This window comes from Kitasatospora sp. NPDC001603 (genome assembly GCF_040298365.1).
Taxonomy (GTDB): domain Bacteria; phylum Actinomycetota; class Actinomycetes; order Streptomycetales; family Streptomycetaceae; genus Kitasatospora.
The window spans coordinates 38,870-56,878 of the sequence record NZ_JBEPAA010000052.1; the positions used below are offsets into that span (position 1 = coordinate 38,870).

General features: G+C 73.7%; 18 protein-coding genes. 6 read left to right on the top strand and 12 right to left on the bottom strand.

Features of this window, described 5'->3' with window-relative positions:
• Positions 1 to 3: 3 nt before the first annotated feature.
• Positions 4 to 714 (bottom strand): TetR/AcrR family transcriptional regulator, encoded by a 711-nt coding sequence (locus ABT263_RS27480; RefSeq protein ID WP_352294291.1) that lies wholly within the window; start codon positions 712 to 714, stop codon positions 4 to 6.
• Between the two features lie 163 nt (positions 715 to 877).
• On the opposite strand from ABT263_RS27480, the gene ABT263_RS27485 reads away from it, so the two are divergent.
• A complete protein-coding gene (locus ABT263_RS27485) occupies positions 878 to 2,344 on the top strand; it encodes an MFS transporter (protein ID WP_352294293.1) in 1,467 nt (488 codons plus the stop codon).
• A 160-nt stretch (positions 2,345 to 2,504) separates the two neighbouring features.
• A complete protein-coding gene (locus tag ABT263_RS27490) occupies positions 2,505 to 3,503 on the top strand; it encodes a YdcF family protein (RefSeq protein ID WP_329490996.1) in 999 nt (332 codons plus the stop codon).
• Between the two features lie 115 nt (positions 3,504 to 3,618).
• Here the strand turns inward: ABT263_RS27490 and ABT263_RS27495 are convergent, their stop codons facing one another.
• From ABT263_RS27495 to ABT263_RS27505, 3 genes are all read right to left on the bottom strand, one after another.
• Positions 3,619 to 5,838, bottom strand: coding sequence for an NADP-dependent isocitrate dehydrogenase (locus ABT263_RS27495; protein ID WP_352294295.1), 2,220 nt, complete (start codon positions 5,836 to 5,838; stop codon positions 3,619 to 3,621).
• 198 nt (positions 5,839 to 6,036) lie between these two features.
• On the bottom strand, positions 6,037 to 6,393 hold the full coding sequence (locus ABT263_RS27500) for a DUF4180 domain-containing protein (RefSeq protein WP_352294297.1): 357 nt from the start codon (positions 6,391 to 6,393) through the stop codon (positions 6,037 to 6,039).
• Complete coding sequence (locus ABT263_RS27505; protein WP_352294299.1) at positions 6,386 to 6,811, bottom strand: helix-turn-helix domain-containing protein; 426 nt, start codon at positions 6,809 to 6,811, stop codon at positions 6,386 to 6,388. Before ABT263_RS27505 ends, ABT263_RS27500 begins: the two co-directional genes overlap by 8 nt.
• A gap of 234 nt (positions 6,812 to 7,045) precedes the next feature.
• Here ABT263_RS27505 and ABT263_RS27510 point away from each other — a divergent pair, with 234 nt between their 5' ends.
• Both ABT263_RS27510 and ABT263_RS27515 read left to right on the top strand, forming a co-directional pair.
• On the top strand, positions 7,046 to 7,381 hold the full coding sequence (locus tag ABT263_RS27510; RefSeq protein WP_352294300.1) for an SAV_915 family protein: 336 nt from the start codon (positions 7,046 to 7,048) through the stop codon (positions 7,379 to 7,381).
• Complete coding sequence (locus ABT263_RS27515) at positions 7,378 to 7,767, top strand: hypothetical protein (protein WP_352294302.1); 390 nt, start codon at positions 7,378 to 7,380, stop codon at positions 7,765 to 7,767. Before ABT263_RS27510 ends, ABT263_RS27515 begins: the two co-directional genes overlap by 4 nt.
• Before the next feature lie 50 nt (positions 7,768 to 7,817).
• On the opposite strand, the gene ABT263_RS27520 is transcribed toward ABT263_RS27515, so the two are convergent.
• Positions 7,818 to 8,681: a DMT family transporter gene (locus ABT263_RS27520; RefSeq protein WP_329490991.1), complete on the bottom strand. Its 864-nt coding sequence runs from the start codon at positions 8,679 to 8,681 to the stop codon at positions 7,818 to 7,820.
• 296 nt (positions 8,682 to 8,977) lie between these two features.
• Between ABT263_RS27520 and ABT263_RS27525 the strand changes: the two genes are divergently transcribed.
• Positions 8,978 to 9,913 (top strand): serine/threonine dehydratase, encoded by a 936-nt coding sequence (locus ABT263_RS27525; protein WP_352294304.1) that lies wholly within the window; start codon positions 8,978 to 8,980, stop codon positions 9,911 to 9,913.
• A 28-nt stretch (positions 9,914 to 9,941) separates the two neighbouring features.
• On the opposite strand, the gene ABT263_RS27530 is transcribed toward ABT263_RS27525, so the two are convergent.
• The 7 genes from ABT263_RS27530 to ABT263_RS27560 form a co-directional block, all read right to left on the bottom strand.
• Positions 9,942 to 11,252 (bottom strand): DUF2254 domain-containing protein, encoded by a 1,311-nt coding sequence (locus ABT263_RS27530; protein ID WP_352294306.1) that lies wholly within the window; start codon positions 11,250 to 11,252, stop codon positions 9,942 to 9,944.
• Between the two features lie 91 nt (positions 11,253 to 11,343).
• On the bottom strand, positions 11,344 to 12,126 hold the full coding sequence (locus ABT263_RS27535) for an urease accessory protein UreD (RefSeq protein WP_352294318.1): 783 nt from the start codon (positions 12,124 to 12,126) through the stop codon (positions 11,344 to 11,346).
• 38 nt (positions 12,127 to 12,164) lie between these two features.
• Positions 12,165 to 12,857, bottom strand: coding sequence for an urease accessory protein UreG (gene ureG, locus ABT263_RS27540; RefSeq protein ID WP_352294307.1), 693 nt, complete (start codon positions 12,855 to 12,857; stop codon positions 12,165 to 12,167).
• A complete protein-coding gene (locus tag ABT263_RS27545) occupies positions 12,847 to 13,512 on the bottom strand; it encodes an urease accessory protein UreF (protein WP_352294309.1) in 666 nt (221 codons plus the stop codon). Before ABT263_RS27545 ends, ureG begins: the two co-directional genes overlap by 11 nt.
• Positions 13,512 to 15,248 carry an urease subunit alpha gene (locus ABT263_RS27550; protein ID WP_352294311.1) on the bottom strand — a complete coding sequence of 579 codons (1,737 nt, stop codon included), beginning with the start codon at positions 15,246 to 15,248 and terminating at the stop codon, positions 13,512 to 13,514. Before ABT263_RS27550 ends, ABT263_RS27545 begins: the two co-directional genes overlap by 1 nt.
• A complete protein-coding gene (locus ABT263_RS27555; RefSeq protein ID WP_329490984.1) occupies positions 15,241 to 15,567 on the bottom strand; it encodes an urease subunit beta in 327 nt (108 codons plus the stop codon). Before ABT263_RS27555 ends, ABT263_RS27550 begins: the two co-directional genes overlap by 8 nt.
• Positions 15,564 to 15,866 (bottom strand): urease subunit gamma, encoded by a 303-nt coding sequence (locus ABT263_RS27560; RefSeq protein ID WP_329490983.1) that lies wholly within the window; start codon positions 15,864 to 15,866, stop codon positions 15,564 to 15,566. Before ABT263_RS27560 ends, ABT263_RS27555 begins: the two co-directional genes overlap by 4 nt.
• Positions 15,867 to 16,255: 389 nt before the next feature.
• Here ABT263_RS27560 and ABT263_RS27565 point away from each other — a divergent pair, with 389 nt between their 5' ends.
• A complete protein-coding gene (locus tag ABT263_RS27565) occupies positions 16,256 to 17,920 on the top strand; it encodes an APC family permease (protein ID WP_352294313.1) in 1,665 nt (554 codons plus the stop codon).
• The last annotated feature ends 89 nt before the right edge of the window (positions 17,921 to 18,009 follow it).

Here is an 18,009-nt window from a genome sequence, read left to right on the forward strand (position 1 = left end):
GGCTCAGGCCTTCCAGCCGTTCTGGCGGGCGAGGCCGGCCACCAGAATGTCCAGACCGAACTCGAACCGCTCGTCACCGACGTTGCGGGTGAGCGCCGCCGCCATCGAGGTGATCATCGGATAGCGGTCGGCGGGGATGGTGCCGAAGTACTCCCGCACCTGGTCGGTGTAGTCCTGGGAGTTCCCGCCCCCACGCGTGGACACCTCGTAGGTGGTCGCCGTGGTGTAGAGCCCGAGCACGTCGACCCCGTACGCGGCGGTCTGCTCGTCGAGGCCGCCCGCGCGCAGGATGCCGAGCATGGCCTCGGCGATGTCCATGGCGTGCGGCGTGGTGGGCACATTGGCCACCACCGCCGCCCGGGCGAGGTCCCGGTGCGCCAGCAGGGCGTCCCGGGAGCGGCGCATCAGCCGCTTGATCTGCTCCTGCCAGTCGGCCGCGTCGGGCTCCTCGAGTTCGATCTCGGAGTAGGCCATGTCGAGGACCTGCTCGACCAGCTCCTCCTTGCCGCCGATGTGGGCGTAGAGGCTCGCGGCCCCCGTGTCGAGCTCCTGGCCGACCCGTCGCATGCTCAGCGCGTCCATGCCCTCGGTGTCGACGATCCGCAGCGCCGCCTCGACGATCCGCTCGCGACTCAGCGGCTGGCGCCTGGCCGGCGCCTTCTCCTTCTCCTGCCAGTGCGCTGGCCGGCTCGGACGCGGGGCGGCACTGGTCATCGGGGCTCCTTCGTGGTCGGCGACGAGTCCCAGCGTACTTGACACGAACACCGTTCCATGGGAAAACACTGTTCGTCGAAGAAAACAGTGTTCGTCGAGGCGAACAGAGTTCGCCCCAGCCTCCAGTCCCAGCCCCCAGTCCCGGATCCCGGAGAGCCCCCTCATGACCAGTCAGACCGCCCCGCCCCCGGCCGCCACCGCGGCCGAGCCCGAACCGGCCGGATACCGGCTGCGCTGGGCCGCCCTCGCCGTGATCCTGGCCGCCGAGGTGATGGACCTCCTCGACACCACGATCGTCGGCGTGGCCTCCCCCGCCATCCAGCGCGACTTCGGCGGGGGCGACGCGCAGATCCAGTGGATCTCCGCCTCCTACACGCTCGCCTTCGCCGTGCTGCTGATCACCGGCGGCCGGCTCGGCGACCTCTTCGGCCGCAAGCGCCTGTTCGTCCTCGGCGCGGCCGGCTTCACGCTCGCCTCCGTGCTCTGCGCTGCCGCCACCGGCGCGGGCACCCTGATCGCCGCCCGGACCGTCCAGGGCCTGTTCGCCGCACTGCTGATCCCGCAGGGGCTCGGCCTGATCAAGGCGATGTTCCCGCCCAAGGAGATCGGCGCCGCCTTCGGGCTGTTCGGGCCGATCCTCGGGCTCTCCTCCGTCCTCGGCCCCACCCTCGGCGGCTACCTCACCGACGCCGACTGGTTCGGCACCGGCTGGCGGATGGTCTTCCTGATCAACCTGCCGCTCGGGCTGCTCGCCGTGGTGGCCGCCGTCAGGATCCTGCCCGCCAACCGGACCACCCGGGCGGAGGGCGCCGGCCGGCTCGACCCGGTGGGCGTGCTGCTGCTCAGCACCGCCGTCCTGCTGCTGGTCTACCCGCTGGTCCAGGGCCGCGAGCTGGGCTGGCCGCTCTGGACGTACCTGGCCATGGCCGCCTCGCTGCCGGTGCTCCGGCTCTTCGCCCTCCACCAGCGCAGCGTGCTGCGGCGCGGGGGCACCCCGCTGATCGAGCCCTCGCTGTTCGCCAAGCGGGCCTTCACCTCGGCGCTCGCCACCGGCCTGGTCTTCTTCGCCGCGCTCTCCGGCCTGCTGCTGACCTTCACCCTCTACCTCCAGCTCGGCCTCGGCTGGACGTCGCTGCACTCCGGCCTGAGCATGATCCCGCTCTCGCTCGGGATCGTGGCCGGCGCCGTGCTCTCCGGCGGCGTCCTCGGCCCCCGCTACGGCCGCCGGGTGCTGCACGCCGGGATGGCGGTCGCCGCCACCGGCGCGCTCGGGCTCTGGGTCTCGGTGGAGCACTGGGCCGGCGGCCTGACCAGCTGGGCGCTGATCCCCGCGCTGCTGGTCACCGGATTCGGACTCGGCCTGATCATGGCGCCGTTCTTCGACATCGCCCTGGCCGGTGTGGAGGACGCCGAGACCGGCTCGGCCTCCGGCGTGCTCAACGCGCAGCAGCAGCTCGGCGGCTCGATCGGGGTCGCCCTGCTCGGCACCGCGTTCTTCGGCTGGGCCGGTCCGGAGGGCTTCCGGCACGCGGCCGACTGGACCTTCGGCCTCAGCGCGGGCCTGCTCGCGCTGGCCTTCCTGGTGGCCTTCCTGCTGCCCCGCCACGCCCGCCCGCACGAGGAGGGGTGAGCCCGCCTCCGGCCCCTACCCGCCCCATCACCCGCGCCGTCGCACGCCGGGACCAGCCCGGCGGGCGGCGGCGCCCGCGCGTGTGCGCCTGGGGGGTGTTGGCAGTGTCCCGCCGGGCCCGCGACGCCGCGACCTTGCCGACACCGCCTAGGATCCGGGCATGCAAGCGCTTCTGATGGCCGCCCTGCTCGCCGTGGTCCTGCTCTCCCGGATCCAGGAACCGAGACGGTTGGGCAACGGGGTGCTGATCGGCCTGATCGGCGTCTGCGCGGCGCTCGGCACGGTGAGCGCGGTCGGCCACTTCTCCTCGTCGGCCGCGAGCGCCGTCACCGCCGGGGTGGCCGGCGCGGTCTGGCTGAGCGGCCTGGTCGCGGCCGCCCTGCTGGTGGCCAACGGGGTCACCATGGTCCGGCGGGAGGGCACCCGGCCGGCCAGCCTGCTGTCCCTGCTCGCCGGCGCCGCCCTGCTCGCCCTGCTCGGGCTGCTGCTCTCGGCCACCTACCTCAGCGTCCGGGCGCTGCGCGCGGCGGCCGGCGCCGCCGTCCTGCTCGGCGGCTACGGCGCCTTCCTGCTGCTCTGCTTCCTCGGGTACACCCTGCTGTACCGGCGCCTCGCCCCCCGGCCCGGCGCCGACTACCTGGTGGTGCTGGGCGCCGGGCTGAACGGCTGCGAGGTGCCGCCGCTGCTGGCCGCCCGGCTGGACCGCGCGATGGCGCTCTACCGCGCCGAGGAGGCCGCCGGACACGCGCCGCTGATGCTGGTGACCGGCGGCAAGGGCCCGGACGAGAGCTGCACCGAGGCCTCGGCGATGGCGGACCACCTGGTCGCCGCCGGCTGCCCGCGGGAGCGGATCCGGCTGGAGGAGAAGGCCACCAGCACCACCGAGAACCTCGCCTTCAGCCGCGAGCTGATGGAGCGCGAACGGCCCGGCTACCACTGCACCGTGGTGACCAGCAGCTTCCACGTGCTGCGCTCCGCCGTGACCACCCGCCGGGCCGGGGTGCCGGGGCAGGTCGTCGGCGCGCCGACGGCCGGGTACTACTGGCCCAGCGCCGTCCTGCGCGAGGTGGTCGCGACGGGCCTGATGTACCCCCGGGCGAACGCCGTCGCCGTGCTGCTGCTCGCGACGGCGGGGGCGGTGGTGGGCTGGCGGTGGTGAGCCGCCCGGCCGCCCGCCCCGCCGGACGCGGAGAGGCCCCCGGGTCCGCGAACGGACCCGGGGGCCTCCCGGTACGGCTCGGTGCCGGCTTGGTGCCGACTCCGCCCGGCTGGGATCAGCCGAGGTTGGCGAGCGCCTCGTTGAAGGTCTTCGAGGGACGCATCACGGCCGCGGCCTTGGCCGGGTCGGGCTGGTAGTAGCCGCCGATGTCGACCGGCGAGCCCTGCACCGCGATGAGCTCCTCGACGATGACCTGCTCCTGCCCGGCCAGCGCCTCGGCCAGACCGGCGAACGCCTGGGCCAGCTCGGCGTCGGCGGTCTGCCCGGCCAGCTCCTGGGCCCAGTACAGGGCCAGGTAGAAGTGGCTGCCGCGGTTGTCGATGCCGCCGAGGCGACGGCTCGGCGACTTGTCCTCGTTGAGGAAGGTGCCGGTGGCGCGGTCCAGCGTGTCGGCCAGCACCTGGGCGCGGGCGTTGTCGGTGGTCTGGGCCAGGTGCTCGAAGCTGGCGGCCAGCGCGAAGAACTCGCCCAGGCTGTCCCAGCGCAGGTAGTCCTCCTTGACCAGCTGCTGGACGTGCTTCGGGGCGGAGCCGCCGGCGCCGGTCTCGAAGAGGCCGCCGCCGTTCATCAGCGGGACGACCGACAGCATCTTGGCGCTGGTGCCCAGCTCCAGGATCGGGAAGAGGTCGGTGAGGTAGTCGCGCAGCACGTTGCCGGTGACCGAGATGGTGTTCTCGCCGCGGCGGATGCGCTCCAGCGAGAACTTGGTGGCCTCGACCGGGGTCTTGATCTCGATCTGCAGACCGGCCGTGTCGTGCTCCGGCAGGTAGGTCTTGACCTTCTCGATCAGCACGGCGTCGTGCGCGCGGTTCTCGTCCAGCCAGAAGACGGCCGGGTCGCCGGTGGCGCGGGCACGGGTGACGGCCAGCTTGACCCAGTCCTGGATCGGCAGGTCCTTGGTCTGGCAGGCGCGGAAGATGTCGCCGGCCTCGACGGCCTGCTCCAGCACGACGTTGCCCTCGTCGTCGACGAGCCGGACGGTGCCGGCGGCGGCGATCTCGAAGGTCTTGTCGTGGCTGCCGTACTCCTCGGCCGCCTGGGCCATCAGGCCGACGTTCGGCACCGAGCCGATGGTGGCCGGGTCGAGGGCGCCGTGGGCGCGGCAGTCGTCGATGACGGCCTGGTACACGCCGGAGTAGCTGCTGTCCGGCAGCACGGCCAGGGTGTCGGCCTCGTTGCCGTCCGGGCCCCACATATGGCCGGAGGTGCGGATCATGGCCGGCATCGAGGCGTCGACGATGACGTCGCTCGGCACGTGCAGGTTGGTGATGCCCTTGTCGGAGTCGACCATGGCCAGGGCCGGGCCCTCGGCCAGCTCCGCCTCGAAGGAGGCCTTGATCTCGGCGCCGTTCTCCAGCTTCTCGAGGCCGCCCAGGATGCCGCCGAGGCCGTTGTTCGGGTTCAGACCGGCCGCGGCCAGCGCCTCGCCGTACTTGGCGAAGGTGTTCGGGAAGAAGGCGCGGACCACGTGGCCGAAGATGATCGGGTCGGAGACCTTCATCATGGTGGCCTTGAGGTGCACCGAGAACAGCACGCCCTCGCTCTTGGCGCGGGCGACCTGGGCCGCCAGGAACTCGTGCAGCGCGGCGACGTGCAGCACCGAGGCGTCGACGACCTCGCCGGCCAGGACCGGGACGGACGGACGCAGCACGGTGGTGGTGCCGTCCTCGGCGACCAGCTCGATGCGCAGCGAGCCGGCCGAGGGGACCACCACGGACTTCTCGGTGGACCGGAAGTCGTTCGCGCCCATGGTCGCGACGTTGGTCTTGGAGTCGGCCGACCAGGCGCCCATGCGGTGCGGGTGCGTCTTGGCGTAGTTCTTGACCGACGCGGGGGCACGGCGGTCGGAGTTGCCCTCGCGCAGGACGGGGTTGACCGCGCTGCCCTTGACCTTGTCGTAGCGGGCCCGGACGTCCTTGTCCTCGTCCGTCTGCGGGTCGTCCGGGTAGTCCGGCAGCGCGTAGCCCTGCGCCTGGAGCTCGGCGACCGCCGCCTTCAGCTGCGGGATGGAGGCCGAGATGTTCGGCAGCTTGATGATGTTGGCGCTCGGGGTCTTGGCGAGTTCGCCCAGCTCGGCGAGGGCGTCCTCGATCCGCTGGCCCTCCTCCAGACGCTCCGGGAAGCTCGCGATGATCCGCCCGGCGAGGGAGATGTCGCGAGTCTCCACCCGCACACCCGCCGTCGAGGCGTAAGCCTGCACCACAGGCAGGAACGAGTACGTTGCCAGGGCCGGCGCCTCGTCGGTGTGCGTATAGATGATGGTCGAGTCAGTCATCGGTACTCCGCTTCACGTCTCCAACGTCTTGATGTCAAGATATCTCGTGTTCGCCCCTTCGCTCCACCTCCCCCCGCACCGGAGTGCGCTCCCGCGCCCGGGCGGGCCGGCGGCGGTCAGCTCCACCGTCGTCCCGGGGCGGGCGCCGGGCAAGCGGAGCAGCGGGGCGCGGGCCCGCGGAACCCCCCGCCGGCGGCCTCACCGGTGCGCGGCGAGCCGGGCGTCGAACTCGGCCTCGTCGGCGAGGAACCAGAGCTGGCCGCCCCGGTTGCTCTCCCGGACGAAGTCCCGCAGCGGGCCACTGCCGTCGGTGTGGCGGGAGATGTCACCGATGACGGCCAGTCCGAGCCGGTAGGTGGCGAACTTCTGCACGATCCCGCCCGCGATCCGGGTGCCGAGGCGGAAGAAGTCCTCCTCGAAGCGCTCGGCGGGCACCACGACCCAGGCCGCGCCGGCCGCGAACGCGTCACCGATCAGATCGGTGGCATCCCGTTCGTCGCGCACCGGCGGGCCGTCGGCGGGCAGGCGCAGGACGGTGACGGCGGACTCAGACATCGGCGTTCTCCCCGATCAGTGCGTTGACGATGACGAGCAGCTCGGCCGTGTCGGCCAGACCCCCGAGGATGACCACCTTGAGCGTCGAGCGCTGCTCGTCGTGCAGGGTCTGGACCCGCAGCGGTCCGTCCTCGCGCGGGCCCGCGACGGCCGCCATCAGGGTGTTGGCCAGCCGGGCGGCCTCCACCGTCCCGATCGCGTCGATCTGCACGATGGTCGAGGCCTCGGCGTGGCGCCGCTCCTCGGCCGGCGCGGGCGCCTGGGCACCGGTGAACTCCGCGAGGTCCTGGGCGGTGATCCGGTACTGCTTGCCGATCCTGGTCGCCCGGAGGCGGCCGTCCCGGACGTAGCCGCGCACCGTGCGCACGTGCAGGTCCAGCAGTTCGGCCACCTGTTCCACCGAGTAGTAGGGCGCCACCAGGCCTCACTTCCTTGATCTTCCTTATCATTACGCAAACTACCACGACGGTCGGGCGGATAGGGAAGGAAAGGGAAGGCATGATCGGGGGGAAGTCCGGGGACCGTCAGGACTCCGTCAACACAGCACCGCATTCGGTCAACGCCGCGTCAGGGGAGCGACCGACGGCCCGCCGCCGCCCTAGCGTCGGAGTGAGCAGTTCCCGCAGGCCCCACCACTCCTTGGGAGCACCGCATGGCCCCCGTCGTCTGGCACGTCCCGGTCACCGTCACCGGATCCACCACCGCCCTCCGGCTCTTCCGCCTGCGCGACGGCCGTCGCTGCGCGGTGGGCTTCGCCACCACCGAGGCGCTGACCGCGCTCCTCGGACCGGAACAGGCGTGCACCGAACTCGCCGAGCCCGCGCTGCGGGCGCTCGCCGCGCCGCTCGGCGTGGACGCCCTGGTCCTGGATCCACGGCTGGTGGCACCGCCCGTCGCCAGGCCCGCCCGGGAGGGCGCGGCCAGCACGCCCGCCGGGCCCACCGGCCCCACCGCGGCGGCTGTCCGGACCGAGCTCCAGCACCGGTGACGACGCTCCGGCTCGTCCCCGGCGCCCGGTCGCCCGAACCGGACCGGCGGGCCGCCGGCCCGGGACAGCGCTCCCCCGGGCCGGCGGCCCGGCCCGGGGGAACCCCGCACCCCGGCGGCGGGCGGCCCCTGCACGCCCTGGTCCGGGTCCGCTTCGGCCCCGTACCGCTCGACTTCGACCGGCTCGCCGCCGAGTTCCCGGCCATCCGGAGCGGGTTCGCGCTGGCCGGCGGCGCCGACCTCGAACTGCGGCTCGTCTGCGGCGGCCCCCAGGAGTTGCGCGCGGTCTCCACCGCGCTGCTCCGGGCCGGCGCGGTGCGGGTCCAGGTCGACCTCGTGCTGCGCGCCCTGACACCTGCTCCGCCGACGCTGCGGCCGGTGCCGTAGGGCCGCCCGCGCCCCCCGTCGACCGGGCGGGGCGCGGGTGGCCCTAGCGGTCAGCCGCTCTCCCGGGTGAGCAGCGCGATCGCGGCCAGCAGCAGAACGGAGCCCGCCAGCAGGGCCGGGGTCACCGGCTCGCCGAAGCAGACGGTGGCGAGCAGCGCGGCGGTCGCCGGCTCCAGCAGCACCAGCACGGCGGCCGTCGCCCCGGGGACGGCCGTCAGACCGGTGAAGTACCAGCGGTAGGCGAGCAGCGTGGGGACGGTCCCCAGGAAGAGCAGCGCGCCCGCCGTCAGCGCCGGACCGCCTGCGGTCGGCAGCACCCCGTCGGCCGCGGCCAGGGGCAGCAGGCAGAGCATGCCGGTGGTGAAGGCGCCGACGTCCGCCCGGGCCGAACCGCCGCCGCGGGCCCAGAGGGTGAGGCCGCTCTGCCCGGCGCCCGCCAGGACGGCGAGTGCGACGCCGAGCACCGGCCGCGGGCCGGCCGCCGGGGCGGCGACCAGCAGGACCAGCCCGCCGAGCGCGACCGCGATCGCGGCCGAGGCCCGCACGGTGAGCCGCTCACCGAGCAGCAGGTGGGCGCCGAGACTGGTCAGGACGGGCCCCGCACCGATGGTGACCAGGGTGCCGAGGCCGAGACCGGCGTACTGCACCGAGCCGAAGTAGGCGCACTGGCTCACCGCCAGCCCGAGCCCGGTGAGCAGGGCCGCGCCGCGCGCACCGGCGCGCCCCCGGCGGGCGGGGAGGAGGGCCAGGCAGCCGGCCGCGACGGCGAACCGCCAGAAGCAGACGGCCACCGGGCCGAGCCCGGTGGTCCGCAGCAGCAGCGCGGCGGCGGCGCCGCCCAGGCCCCAGGCGACGGCGGCGGCCGAGATGGACAGCAGGCCGTGCCGGAGCGGCACGGCGGAACGAGTGGTCATGCGTTGGTTCTCCACGATGGTGGGCCGGTGACGTCCGCGGTCGACGCGGGCGGCATCCAGCGGCCCGGTGGCGACGGCGCCGCCGGGCGGGGAATCGTGGAGCGCGCCCGCTAGCGGGCGGGCGGCGGAAGAATCACGGAACGCATGGCGGTCAGCCTACGCGGCCGCCCGGCCCCGACCCCTGTGCGGCCCCCGCCGGGCGGTCATGATCTTCTGCTGGTGGGCCGCCGCGACGTACCGTCGGCGGTGACGCGGTGGAAGTCGGCTTCCACCCCCGGACCGGGAGGAGCAGCAGCGTGGAGCACTTGACGTACGGCGAGGTCGAGGCGGCCGGGCGGCGGATCGCGGGGCGGGTGCGGCCGGTGGTGGTGGCACCCGGGGACGACGGCGGGCGGGTCTGGCTGGCCCTGGAGTACCTCCAGCACACCGGCAGCTTCAAGGCCCGCGGGGCGCAGAACTTCCTGCTCGCGCACACCGAGGCGGGCACCCTCCCGGCCGCCGGGGTGACCATCGCCTCCGGCGGGAACGCCGGCCTGGCCTGCGCCTGGGCGGCCCGCGAACTCGGCGTGCGGGCCACCGTGTTCCTGCCGGAGACCGCGCCCGCGGTCAAGGTGGCCCGGCTGCGCTCCTACGGGGCCGAGGTGCGGCTGGCGGGCCGCGAGTACGCCGAGGCGCTGGCGGCCTGCGAGGAGTTCGCGGCGGACGGCGGCGCGCTCGCCTCGCACGCGTACGACCACCCGCTGATCGCGGCCGGGGCCGGGACGGTGCTGGACGAGATCGTGTCCCGGTTGCCCGGTCTGGACACGGTGGTGGTCTCGGTGGGCGGTGGCGGACTGTTCGCCGGGGTGGCCGCCGCGGCGCGGGAGCACGGCGTGCGGGTGGTGGCGGTGGAGCCGACGGGGAGCCGGGCACTGGGCGCGGCCCTCGCGGCCGGCTACCCGGTGGACGTCCCGGTGGACTCGGTGGCCGCGGACTCCCTGGGGGCCCGCCGGGCCACCGCGCTGGCGGTGCACGCCGCCCGGCAGGACGGCGTCCGCACCGTGCTGGTACCGGACGACGCCATCGTCCGGGCCCGGCAGGCGCTCTGGGACGAGCGGCGGATCGCCGTCGAGCACGCGGCGGCCACCGCGCTCGCCGCGGTGACGGAGCTGGACGACGTGGCCGGCGAGCGGATCGCGGTGCTGCTCTGCGGCGCCAACACCGACCCCTCCGACCTGGTGGCGGCCGGGTAGTCGGGCGGCGGCCCGGCCCCGGGGCTCCTCAGCCGATGCCCTGCCGGTCCGGCAGCAGGGCGAAGGCGCGGACCTCCGGATCGGGCAGCTGCTCGACCACGGCACGGTCCAACAGGCGCCGCTGCTCCAGGAGTTGCGAGCGCCGCCGGTCGGGGCTGATCAGCAGCAGGTCGTCCAGGGCGGCCGCCAGCCGGCGGGTCACCTGCGGGTGGCCCGCCCCGCAGAGCCGGATCTCGGTGAACGCGAGGTCGACCACGGACTGCCAGTCCGGCACCGGTTCGACCAGCCGGACGGCGCCGGCCCGGTCGCGGAAGCAGAGGTCCCCGAAGCTCTCGTGCACCAGCATCCCGAGCAGTTGGTGGATCCGGTCGATCGCCTGCACGGCGGTGGTCGGGTCGTTGACGGCGGGCGAGAGCGCGCGGATCGCGATGTCGACCAGCTGCCGGAACCCGAAGCTGAGGTCCTGGTGCATGGTGCGGTCGACGCCGACGTTGAGCGCCAGGGCGATCCCCCGCGGGCGCGGCGGCCGGTCGGCGGCCCCGGCCACCCGGACGATCGGGGTGCCGGGCGTGATGAAGTCGCCGATCCTGGGCACCAGATGGAGCACCGCGTCGTGCTTGCGGGCGATCCGGACCAGGCGGCCGATGTTGACGTCGCGCAGCACCCCGGAGCGCCCCTCGTGGAGCAGGGTGGGCGCCCCCTCCGGGACGGCCGGCGGCTGCGGCTCGGGCGGCATCCGCCGGTACTGGAGGATCACCGCCACCGACTCGTTGGCGACCCGGTCGATGACGTGCGGCACCCGCAGCAGCCGCATGGTGGACTGCACGTAGAGCACGAACAGCGCCAGGCTGAGCAGGACCAGCAGGAGGGAGCCGAGGCCGGAGAAGACCGGCACCGAGGTGACCTTCGCCGGGTCGGTGGAGTCGTCGTAGCTGAGCTGGACGAGCAGGGCGAACAGGAAGGTGGCCAGGCAGACCGAGAAGGTGGCCTTGGTGAGCCGGCTGCGGACGTACAGCCGCAGGACGCGCGGGGAGAACTGGCTGGCGCCCATCTGCAGGGCGACCAGCGAGATCGAGAACACCACGCCGATGAACGTGAGCATCGCCGAACTCACCGTGGAGACCACGCTCTTGGCCGCACCGGTGAACCGCATCAGCTCGTCCGCCGAGCCGGTCTCGGCGACGCTGGCGGTGACCACGGCCTCGTCCAGCCAGGCCGTCACCCCGGAGAGCAGTACCGCGGCGACGCAGGTGACCAGCGGGGCGAACCAGAACGACTCCCGCAGGTGCTCGCGCAGCGGGGAGAGCGGGCGGTAGCGGCCGGGCCGGCGATCGGTCATCGCCCCAGGCTAGGGCTTGTCCGACCATTCGCATCGGATCAGCGCCCGGCCGGCCGCGCGCGGGGCGGCCCCGCGGCGGCGGCCCCGGCGCTCAGTCCCCGTCGAGCACCCGCCGGAGGGCGAGCGCGTCGGGGGCCGCGGCGATGAGCAGCCGGGCGTCCGAGTCGGGCAGGGTGAGCAGGGCGGCGTCCCCGGCCTCGGGCCACCGCGGCGGCGCGGGCGGCGGGTGGCCGACGGTGAGCAGCTGGCCGGTGGCCCGGTGGCCGCCGAGGACGGCGGGACCGTCCCAGCCGGGGGCGCCGGGGCCGAGGTCGGTCCGCTGGTCCAGCAGGAGCCGGCCGGCGCGGCGCACGGTCAGCCGGGAGGTGAGCCGGCCGGGGCCGGCGGCCCGGGCCCAGTCGTGGTGGCGGCCGAGGATCTGCTCCTCGCGGTAGCGCAGCCGGGCACCGGCGGCGAGGGTGATCCGGGTGTGCAGCAGGAGGTGGCTGCCGGCGGCGGCGACCACCGGCTCGGGGCACCAGTCGAGCCGGGCGCCCTCCCCCACCGTCAGTTCGACGTCGTAGTGGGCGGGGCCGGGGCCGGGCAGGCTGATCGTGGCGGCCGCGCTGGTCACGGTGAGGGCCGCGCCGTCGGCCACCTCGACCGCGAGTGCCAGCCGGTCTCCGCCGAGCGGCGCGGCCATCGAGCCGACGAGCACCACCCGGGCTCCGCCGCCGGCGTCCCGGGTGCGCCGTGGGGCGAGCGGTCCGGCGCCGGAGAGGACGGGCAGGGCGGTCGCGCCCCGCCCGTCGGGTTCGGCCCGGATCCGGGCCCGGGCCACCAGCGCGGCCCGGGGCGCGTCGGCCGGGACGGGACCGGCCGCGGCCGTCGTCACCGGAGCCGTCACCGTGGGCGCCGTCACCGTGGGAGCCGTCACGGCCGGGTGCGCCAGTCGGCCAGCCGCTCCCGGACCCAGGCGGCGACCGGCGCCACGCCGTCGGGCGAGGTGAGCGCGGAGAACACGGTGGGCAGCGCGCCGCGCTGGGCGGCGGCGTCGCGGGCCATCACGTCGAGGTCGGCGCCGACCAGCGGGGCGAGGTCGGTCTTGTTGATCACCAGCAGGTCCGAGGTGGAGATCCCCGGGCCGCCCTTGCGCGGGATCTTGTCCCCGCCGGAGACGTCGATCACGAAGATCTGGTGGTCGACCAGGCCCCGGCTGAAGGTGGCGGTGAGGTTGTCGCCGCCGGACTCGACTAGGACGAGGTCGAGCGGCCCGACCGCCTCCTCCAGTTCCTCGACGGCCTCCAGGTTGGCGGAGATGTCGTCGCGGATGGCGGTGTGCGGGCAGCAGCCGGTCTCCACGGCGGTGATCCGCTCGGGCGGCAGGACGGCGTTGCGCAGCAGGAACTCCGCGTCCTCGGTGGTGTAGATGTCGTTGGTGACGACGGCCAGCGACAGCTCCTCGCGCAGCAGGCGGCAGAGCGCGGCGACGGTGGCGGTCTTGCCGGAGCCGACCGGCCCGCCGAGGCCGATCCGCAGGGCGCGCCGGCGGGTGCCGCCGGTGGCGGTGGAGGTGTAGGTGTGGCGGGCGGGGGCGTCGACGGGGTCGGCGTGGTCACGATGCAAAGAGGCGGACCTTCCAGGAGTGGTGCTGCTCGGCGTAGACGTCGAGCAGCGGGGCGGAGGCGGCGGGCAACGCGTCCGGGTCCCCGCGCAGGGCGGCGGTGACGGCGGCCTCGGCCACGGTGTCGAGTTCGGGGGCGAGCCGGGCCAGCGCGGCCGCGACCTCGTACGGGTCCAGGCCCAGCAGCCGCACGCAGGCGGTGGCCGGGCCGTTGACGCTCTCGTGCGCGGCGGCGGTCGCGGCCTGGGCGGGGGTGAGGCCGGCGGCCAGCGCGGCGGTGCCGAGGACGACGCTCTGGTGCGCGCCGCGCGGGAACTCGGCGGCCAGCCGGTCGAGTCCGGGGTGCGGCCAGGCCGCGCGGGCGGCGCGGAGCAGTTGTCGGCCGAGCCGGCGGCTGGTGGCGCGCAGGGCGGGTGAGGCGGTGCGGGCCTCGGCGGCCGCGTCGAGCCGGCCGGCGTCCTGGCCGGCGGCGGCCGCCGCGGCCAGGGCGGCCGACACCAGACCGGTGGTGTGCAGCCGCCCGGCGAGGAAGGCCGTCATGCTCTCGGTGTCCCGCACCCGCCCGGACCGGACCGCCGCCTCGGCCCCGCCGGAGTGGGCGTGCCCGCCGGCGGGGAACCGGCCGTCGGCGAGCAGCAGGAGCGCGGCGAGGCCCATCAGAAGAGGAAGTACCGCTGGGCGAGCGGGAGTTCGGCGGCCGGTTCGGGGGTGACGAGTTCCCCGTCGATGGTGACGGTGAAGGTGTCGGGTTCGACCCGGACGTCCGGCCGCGCGCTGTTGTTGACCATCCGCTCCTTGGTGACCCCCCGGGTGTTCCGGATCGCGGTGAACGCCTTGGCGACCCCCAGCTGTTCGGCCAGCCGCTCGGGAAGGCCATCCTCGATCGCCGCCGTCGCGGTGAAGTTGAGCGAGTTGGCCGCCGCCGAGCGCCCGATGGCGCCGAACATCGGCCGGGGCAGCATCGGCTGGGGCGTCGGGATGGACGCGTTGGCGTCGCCCATCTGCGCCCAGGCGATCTGGCCGCCCTTGATCACGAGGTCCGGCTTGACCCCGAAGAAGGCGGGTGACCAGAGCACCAGGTCGGCGAGCTTGCCCGGCTCGACCGAGCCGATCTCGCCGTCCAGGCCCTGGGCGACGGCCGGGTTGATGGTGTACTTGGCGACGTAGCGCCGGGCCCGGTGGTTGTCGGCCCGGCCGTCGCCGGCGAGCGGGCCGCGCCGGGCCTTCATCACGTGGGCGGTCTGCCAGGTGCGCAGGACCACCTCCCCGATCCGGCCCATGGCCTGGGAGTCGGAGCTGATGATGGAGATGGCGCCGAGGTCGTGCAGGATGTCCTCGGCGGCGATGGTGGACGGCCGGATCCGGGACTCGGCGAAGGCGAGGTCCTCCGGCACGTACGGGCTGAGGTGGTGACAGACCATCAGCATGTCGAGGTGCTCGGAGACGGTGTTGACGGTGTGCGGCCTGGTCGGGTTCGTGGAGCTGGGCAGCACGTTCGCGGCGCCGACCACGGTGATGATGTCCGGCGCGTGGCCGCCGCCCGCACCCTCGGTGTGGTAGGCGTGGACGCCCCGGCCGGCGATCGCCGCGAGGGTGTCGCCGACGAAGCCGGCCTCGTTCAGGGTGTCGGTGTGGATGGCCAGTTGGACACCGGTCTCGTCGCAGACCCGGAGGCAGGCGTCGATCGCGGCCGGCGTGGCGCCCCAGTCCTCGTGGATCTTGAACCCGAGCGCGCCGGCCCGCAGCTGGTCGTGCATCGAGGCCCGGTTGACGGTGTTGCCCTTGCCGAGCAGGCCGATGTTGACCGGCAGGCCGTCCAGTGCCGCGAAGACCCGGCCGAGGTGCCACGCCCCCGGGGTGATCGTGGTCGCCTTGCTGCCCTCGGCCGGTCCGGTGCCGCCGCCGACCAGGGTGGTGACCCCGGAGGCCAGCGCCTCGTCCACCAACTGCGGGCAGATGAAGTGGACATGGGCGTCCACGGCGCCGGCGGTGACGATCCGGCCGTTGCCGGAGATCACCTCGGTCTCCGGTCCGATCACCAGGTCCGGGTGGACACCGTCCATGGTCTCGGGGTTGCCGGCCTTGCCGAGGGCGGTGATCCGGCCGTCCCGGATGCCGATGTCGGCCTTGACGACGCCCCAGTGGTCGAGCACCACGGCGCCGGTGACGACGGTGTCCGGGGCGCCCTCGGCGCGGCTGGTCCGGGCCTGGCCCATCGACTCCCGGATCACCTTGCCGCCACCGAAGACGGCCTCGTCGCCGCCGCGGCCGCGGTCCTCCTCGACCTCGATCAGCAGATTAGTGTCACCGAGCCGGATCCGGTCGCCGGTGGTCGGGCCGTACAGGTCGGCGTAGCGCTCGCGGGTCAGCCAGAGGGCGGGGCGGTCAGTCATCGAGCGCACCTCCGACCGCGCCGCGCAGGCCGAGGACCTCGCGCCGGCCGGCGATCGGGACGAGTTCGACCTCCACCGGGATGCCCGGTTCGAAGCGGACGGCGGTGCCGGCCGGGATGTTCAGCCGTAGGCCGCGCGCGGTGGACCGGTCGAAGTCCAGTCCGGGGTTGGCCTCCCCGAAGTGGTAGTGCGAGCCCACCTGGACGGGCCGGTCGGCGGCGTTGACGACGGTCAGCCGGGTGACCGGCAGGCCGGGGTTGAGGCCGATCGCGCCCTCCCCGTGGAGGATCTGCCCCGGGAACGCCCGCTCGCCGCTCACTGGATCGGCCCGTGCACGGTGACCAGCTTGGTCCCGTCCGGGAAGGTCGCCTCGACCTGGACGTCCGGGATCATCTCGGCGATCCCCTCCATGACGTCGTCCCGGGTGAGCACCTTGCGGCCGGAGTCCATCAGCTCGGCGACGGTCCGGCCGTCCCGGGCGCCCTCCAGGACGTGCGAGGTGATCAGCGCGACCGTCTCGGGGTGGTTGAGCCGCAGCCCCCGCGCCCGGCGGGCGCGGGCCACCTCGGCGGCCACGTGGATGAGCAGGCGTTCCTGCTCGTGGGGGGTGAGTCTCATCTGCGCGCACCTCGGGAGGGGTTCGAGCGCACGGACACAACGCTGTGCCGCGGTGGTGGCGCATACCGTAGCGAACGAACGACCCCGGCCACAGTGCACCTCACCGATTCCGCCCGGTATCCCTATGCGTCCGCCACTATTTCTATAACCCTATTTGCCGTCCACATTGCCGGATCTTGTGCGGAACCTCAATTCCGGCTCAAATGCTGGACCTACCGGCGAGTCACGTAACACACACATGAACAGATGACCCCCTACCAGCGGGAATGTCTGGGGAAGTAGGTAAACATTCAGTAATGAAATCTGTGCATAGGCCTATGAATACGCCTACTGTGTGGCAACTCTCCGCGCTCCGTCCGCCGGGTTCCCACACCACAGAGAGATTTCGCATGGCATCCCTCAACCAGCTGTCCCCGCCGAGCACCGGCACCTCTCCCGATTCCGGGACACCCACCCATCGGTCGCTCCGCCGCGAGGTCGGCCTGATCGGCCTGCTGTGGGCCTCGGTGGGTTCGATCATCGGCTCCGGCTGGCTGTTCGGCGCCAAGAACGCCGTCATGGTCGCCGGGCCGGCCGCGCTCGTCTCCTGGGGCATCGGCGCCGTCGCGATCGTCCTGCTCGCCCTGGTGCACGCCGAGCTGGGCGGGCTCTTCCCGGTCGCCGGCGGCACGGCCCGCTACCCGCACTACGCCTTCGGCGGTCTGGCGGGCATGTCCTTCGGCTGGTTCTCCTGGCTGCAGGCCGCGACCGTGGCACCGATCGAGGTCGAGGCCATGATCGGGTACGCGGGGCACTGGGAGTTCGCCAAGAGCTTCCTGAACGACAACGGCACCCTCACCACCAGCGGCTTCATCGTCGCCGTCCTGCTGATGGGCGTCTTCGTCGCGGTCAACTTCCTCGGTGTGCGGGTGCTGGCCCACACCAACTCGATCGCCACCTGGCTGAAGATCTTCGTCCCGCTGCTGACGATCTTCGTGCTCGCGCTGACCAACTTCCACGGTTCGAACTTCACCTCGCACGGCTTCGCCCCGTTCGGCATCAAGGGCGTGCTGGCCGCGATCAGCTCCAGCGGCATCATCTTCGCGCTGCTGGGCTTCGAGCAGGCGATCCAGATCTCCGGCGAGAGCCGCAACCCCAAGCGCGACATCCCCCGCGCGGTGCTCGGCTCGGTCGCCATCGGCACCCTGATCTACGTCCTGCTCCAGGTCGTCTTCATCGGCGCGCTGCCGCTCAGCTCCTTCGCCAACGGCTGGGACAAGCTCGACTTCCCCGGCATCGAGGGCCCGTTCGCCGGCCTCGCCACCCTGGTCGGCCTCGGCTGGCTGGCCTGGGTGCTCTACTTCGACGCCATCGTCTCCCCCGGCGGCACCGGCCTGATCTACACCACCTCCACCTCCCGCATCTCCTACGGCCTGAGCAAGAACGGCTACGCGCCGCAGAAGTTCGAGCAGTTGGACAGCCGGGGCGTGCCGTGGTTCGGCCTGATCCTCTCCTTCGTCACCGGCGTCGTCTGCTTCCTGCCCTTCCCGAGCTGGCAGGAGCTGGTCGGCTTCATCACCTCCGCCAGCGTGCTGATGTACGCCGGCGCCCCGCTGGCCTTCGGCGCGCTGCGCCGCCGCCTGCCCACCCGTGAGCGCTCGTACCGGCTGCCGCTCGGCGGCGTGATCTCGCCGCTGGCCTTCGTGGTCGCCAGCCTGATCATCTACTGGGCCGGCTGGCACACCCTGTCCCGCCTGGGCATCGCGATCGTCCTCGGCTACGTGCTGCTCGGCAGCTACGCCGCCTACGCGATCCGCAAGGGCCTGCCGAACGCCCCGCGCCTGGACTGGCGGGCCGCCCAGTGGCTGCCGGTCTACCTGGTGGGCCTCGGCCTGATCTCCTGGCAGGGCGGCTTCGGCGAGGGCCGCGGCAACATCCCGATGTGGTGGGACATGGGCGTGGTCGCCGTCTTCGCCCTCGGCGTCTACTTCTGGGCGATCCGGGTCGCGCTGCCGGCCGAGGCCATCGAGCAGAACATCGAGGACATCGAGGTGGTCGACGCGGGCGGTCACTGATGGCCCGGCCGTCCCGGTGCCGCACGGTCACCAGCCAGCGCCCCGCGCCGGCGGAGCGCTGGCTCAGGGTCAGCGCGTCCACCTCGGTC

What these genes read in the sequence shown, in the direction of transcription:
- ABT263_RS27480 (WP_352294291.1), bottom strand. Translation starts at nt 714, where the DNA reads ATGACCAGTGCCGCCCCGCGTCCGAGCCGGCCAGCGCACTGGCAGGAG.
- ABT263_RS27485 (WP_352294293.1), top strand. Translation starts at nt 878, where the DNA reads ATGACCAGTCAGACCGCCCCGCCCCCGGCCGCCACCGCGGCCGAGCCC.
- ABT263_RS27490 (WP_329490996.1), top strand. Translation starts at nt 2,505, where the DNA reads ATGCAAGCGCTTCTGATGGCCGCCCTGCTCGCCGTGGTCCTGCTCTCC.
- ABT263_RS27495 (WP_352294295.1), bottom strand. Translation starts at nt 5,838, where the DNA reads ATGACTGACTCGACCATCATCTATACGCACACCGACGAGGCGCCGGCC.
- ABT263_RS27500 (WP_352294297.1), bottom strand. Translation starts at nt 6,393, where the DNA reads ATGTCTGAGTCCGCCGTCACCGTCCTGCGCCTGCCCGCCGACGGCCCG.
- ABT263_RS27510 (WP_352294300.1), top strand. Translation starts at nt 7,046, where the DNA reads ATGGCCCCCGTCGTCTGGCACGTCCCGGTCACCGTCACCGGATCCACC.
- ABT263_RS27520 (WP_329490991.1), bottom strand. Translation starts at nt 8,681, where the DNA reads ATGACCACTCGTTCCGCCGTGCCGCTCCGGCACGGCCTGCTGTCCATC.
- ABT263_RS27530 (WP_352294306.1), bottom strand. Translation starts at nt 11,252, where the DNA reads ATGACCGATCGCCGGCCCGGCCGCTACCGCCCGCTCTCCCCGCTGCGC.
- ABT263_RS27545 (WP_352294309.1), bottom strand. Translation starts at nt 13,512, where the DNA reads ATGGGCCTCGCCGCGCTCCTGCTGCTCGCCGACGGCCGGTTCCCCGCC.
- ABT263_RS27550 (WP_352294311.1), bottom strand. Translation starts at nt 15,248, where the DNA reads ATGACTGACCGCCCCGCCCTCTGGCTGACCCGCGAGCGCTACGCCGAC.
- ABT263_RS27560 (WP_329490983.1), bottom strand. Translation starts at nt 15,866, where the DNA reads ATGAGACTCACCCCCCACGAGCAGGAACGCCTGCTCATCCACGTGGCC.
- ABT263_RS27565 (WP_352294313.1), top strand. Translation starts at nt 16,256, where the DNA reads ATGGCATCCCTCAACCAGCTGTCCCCGCCGAGCACCGGCACCTCTCCC.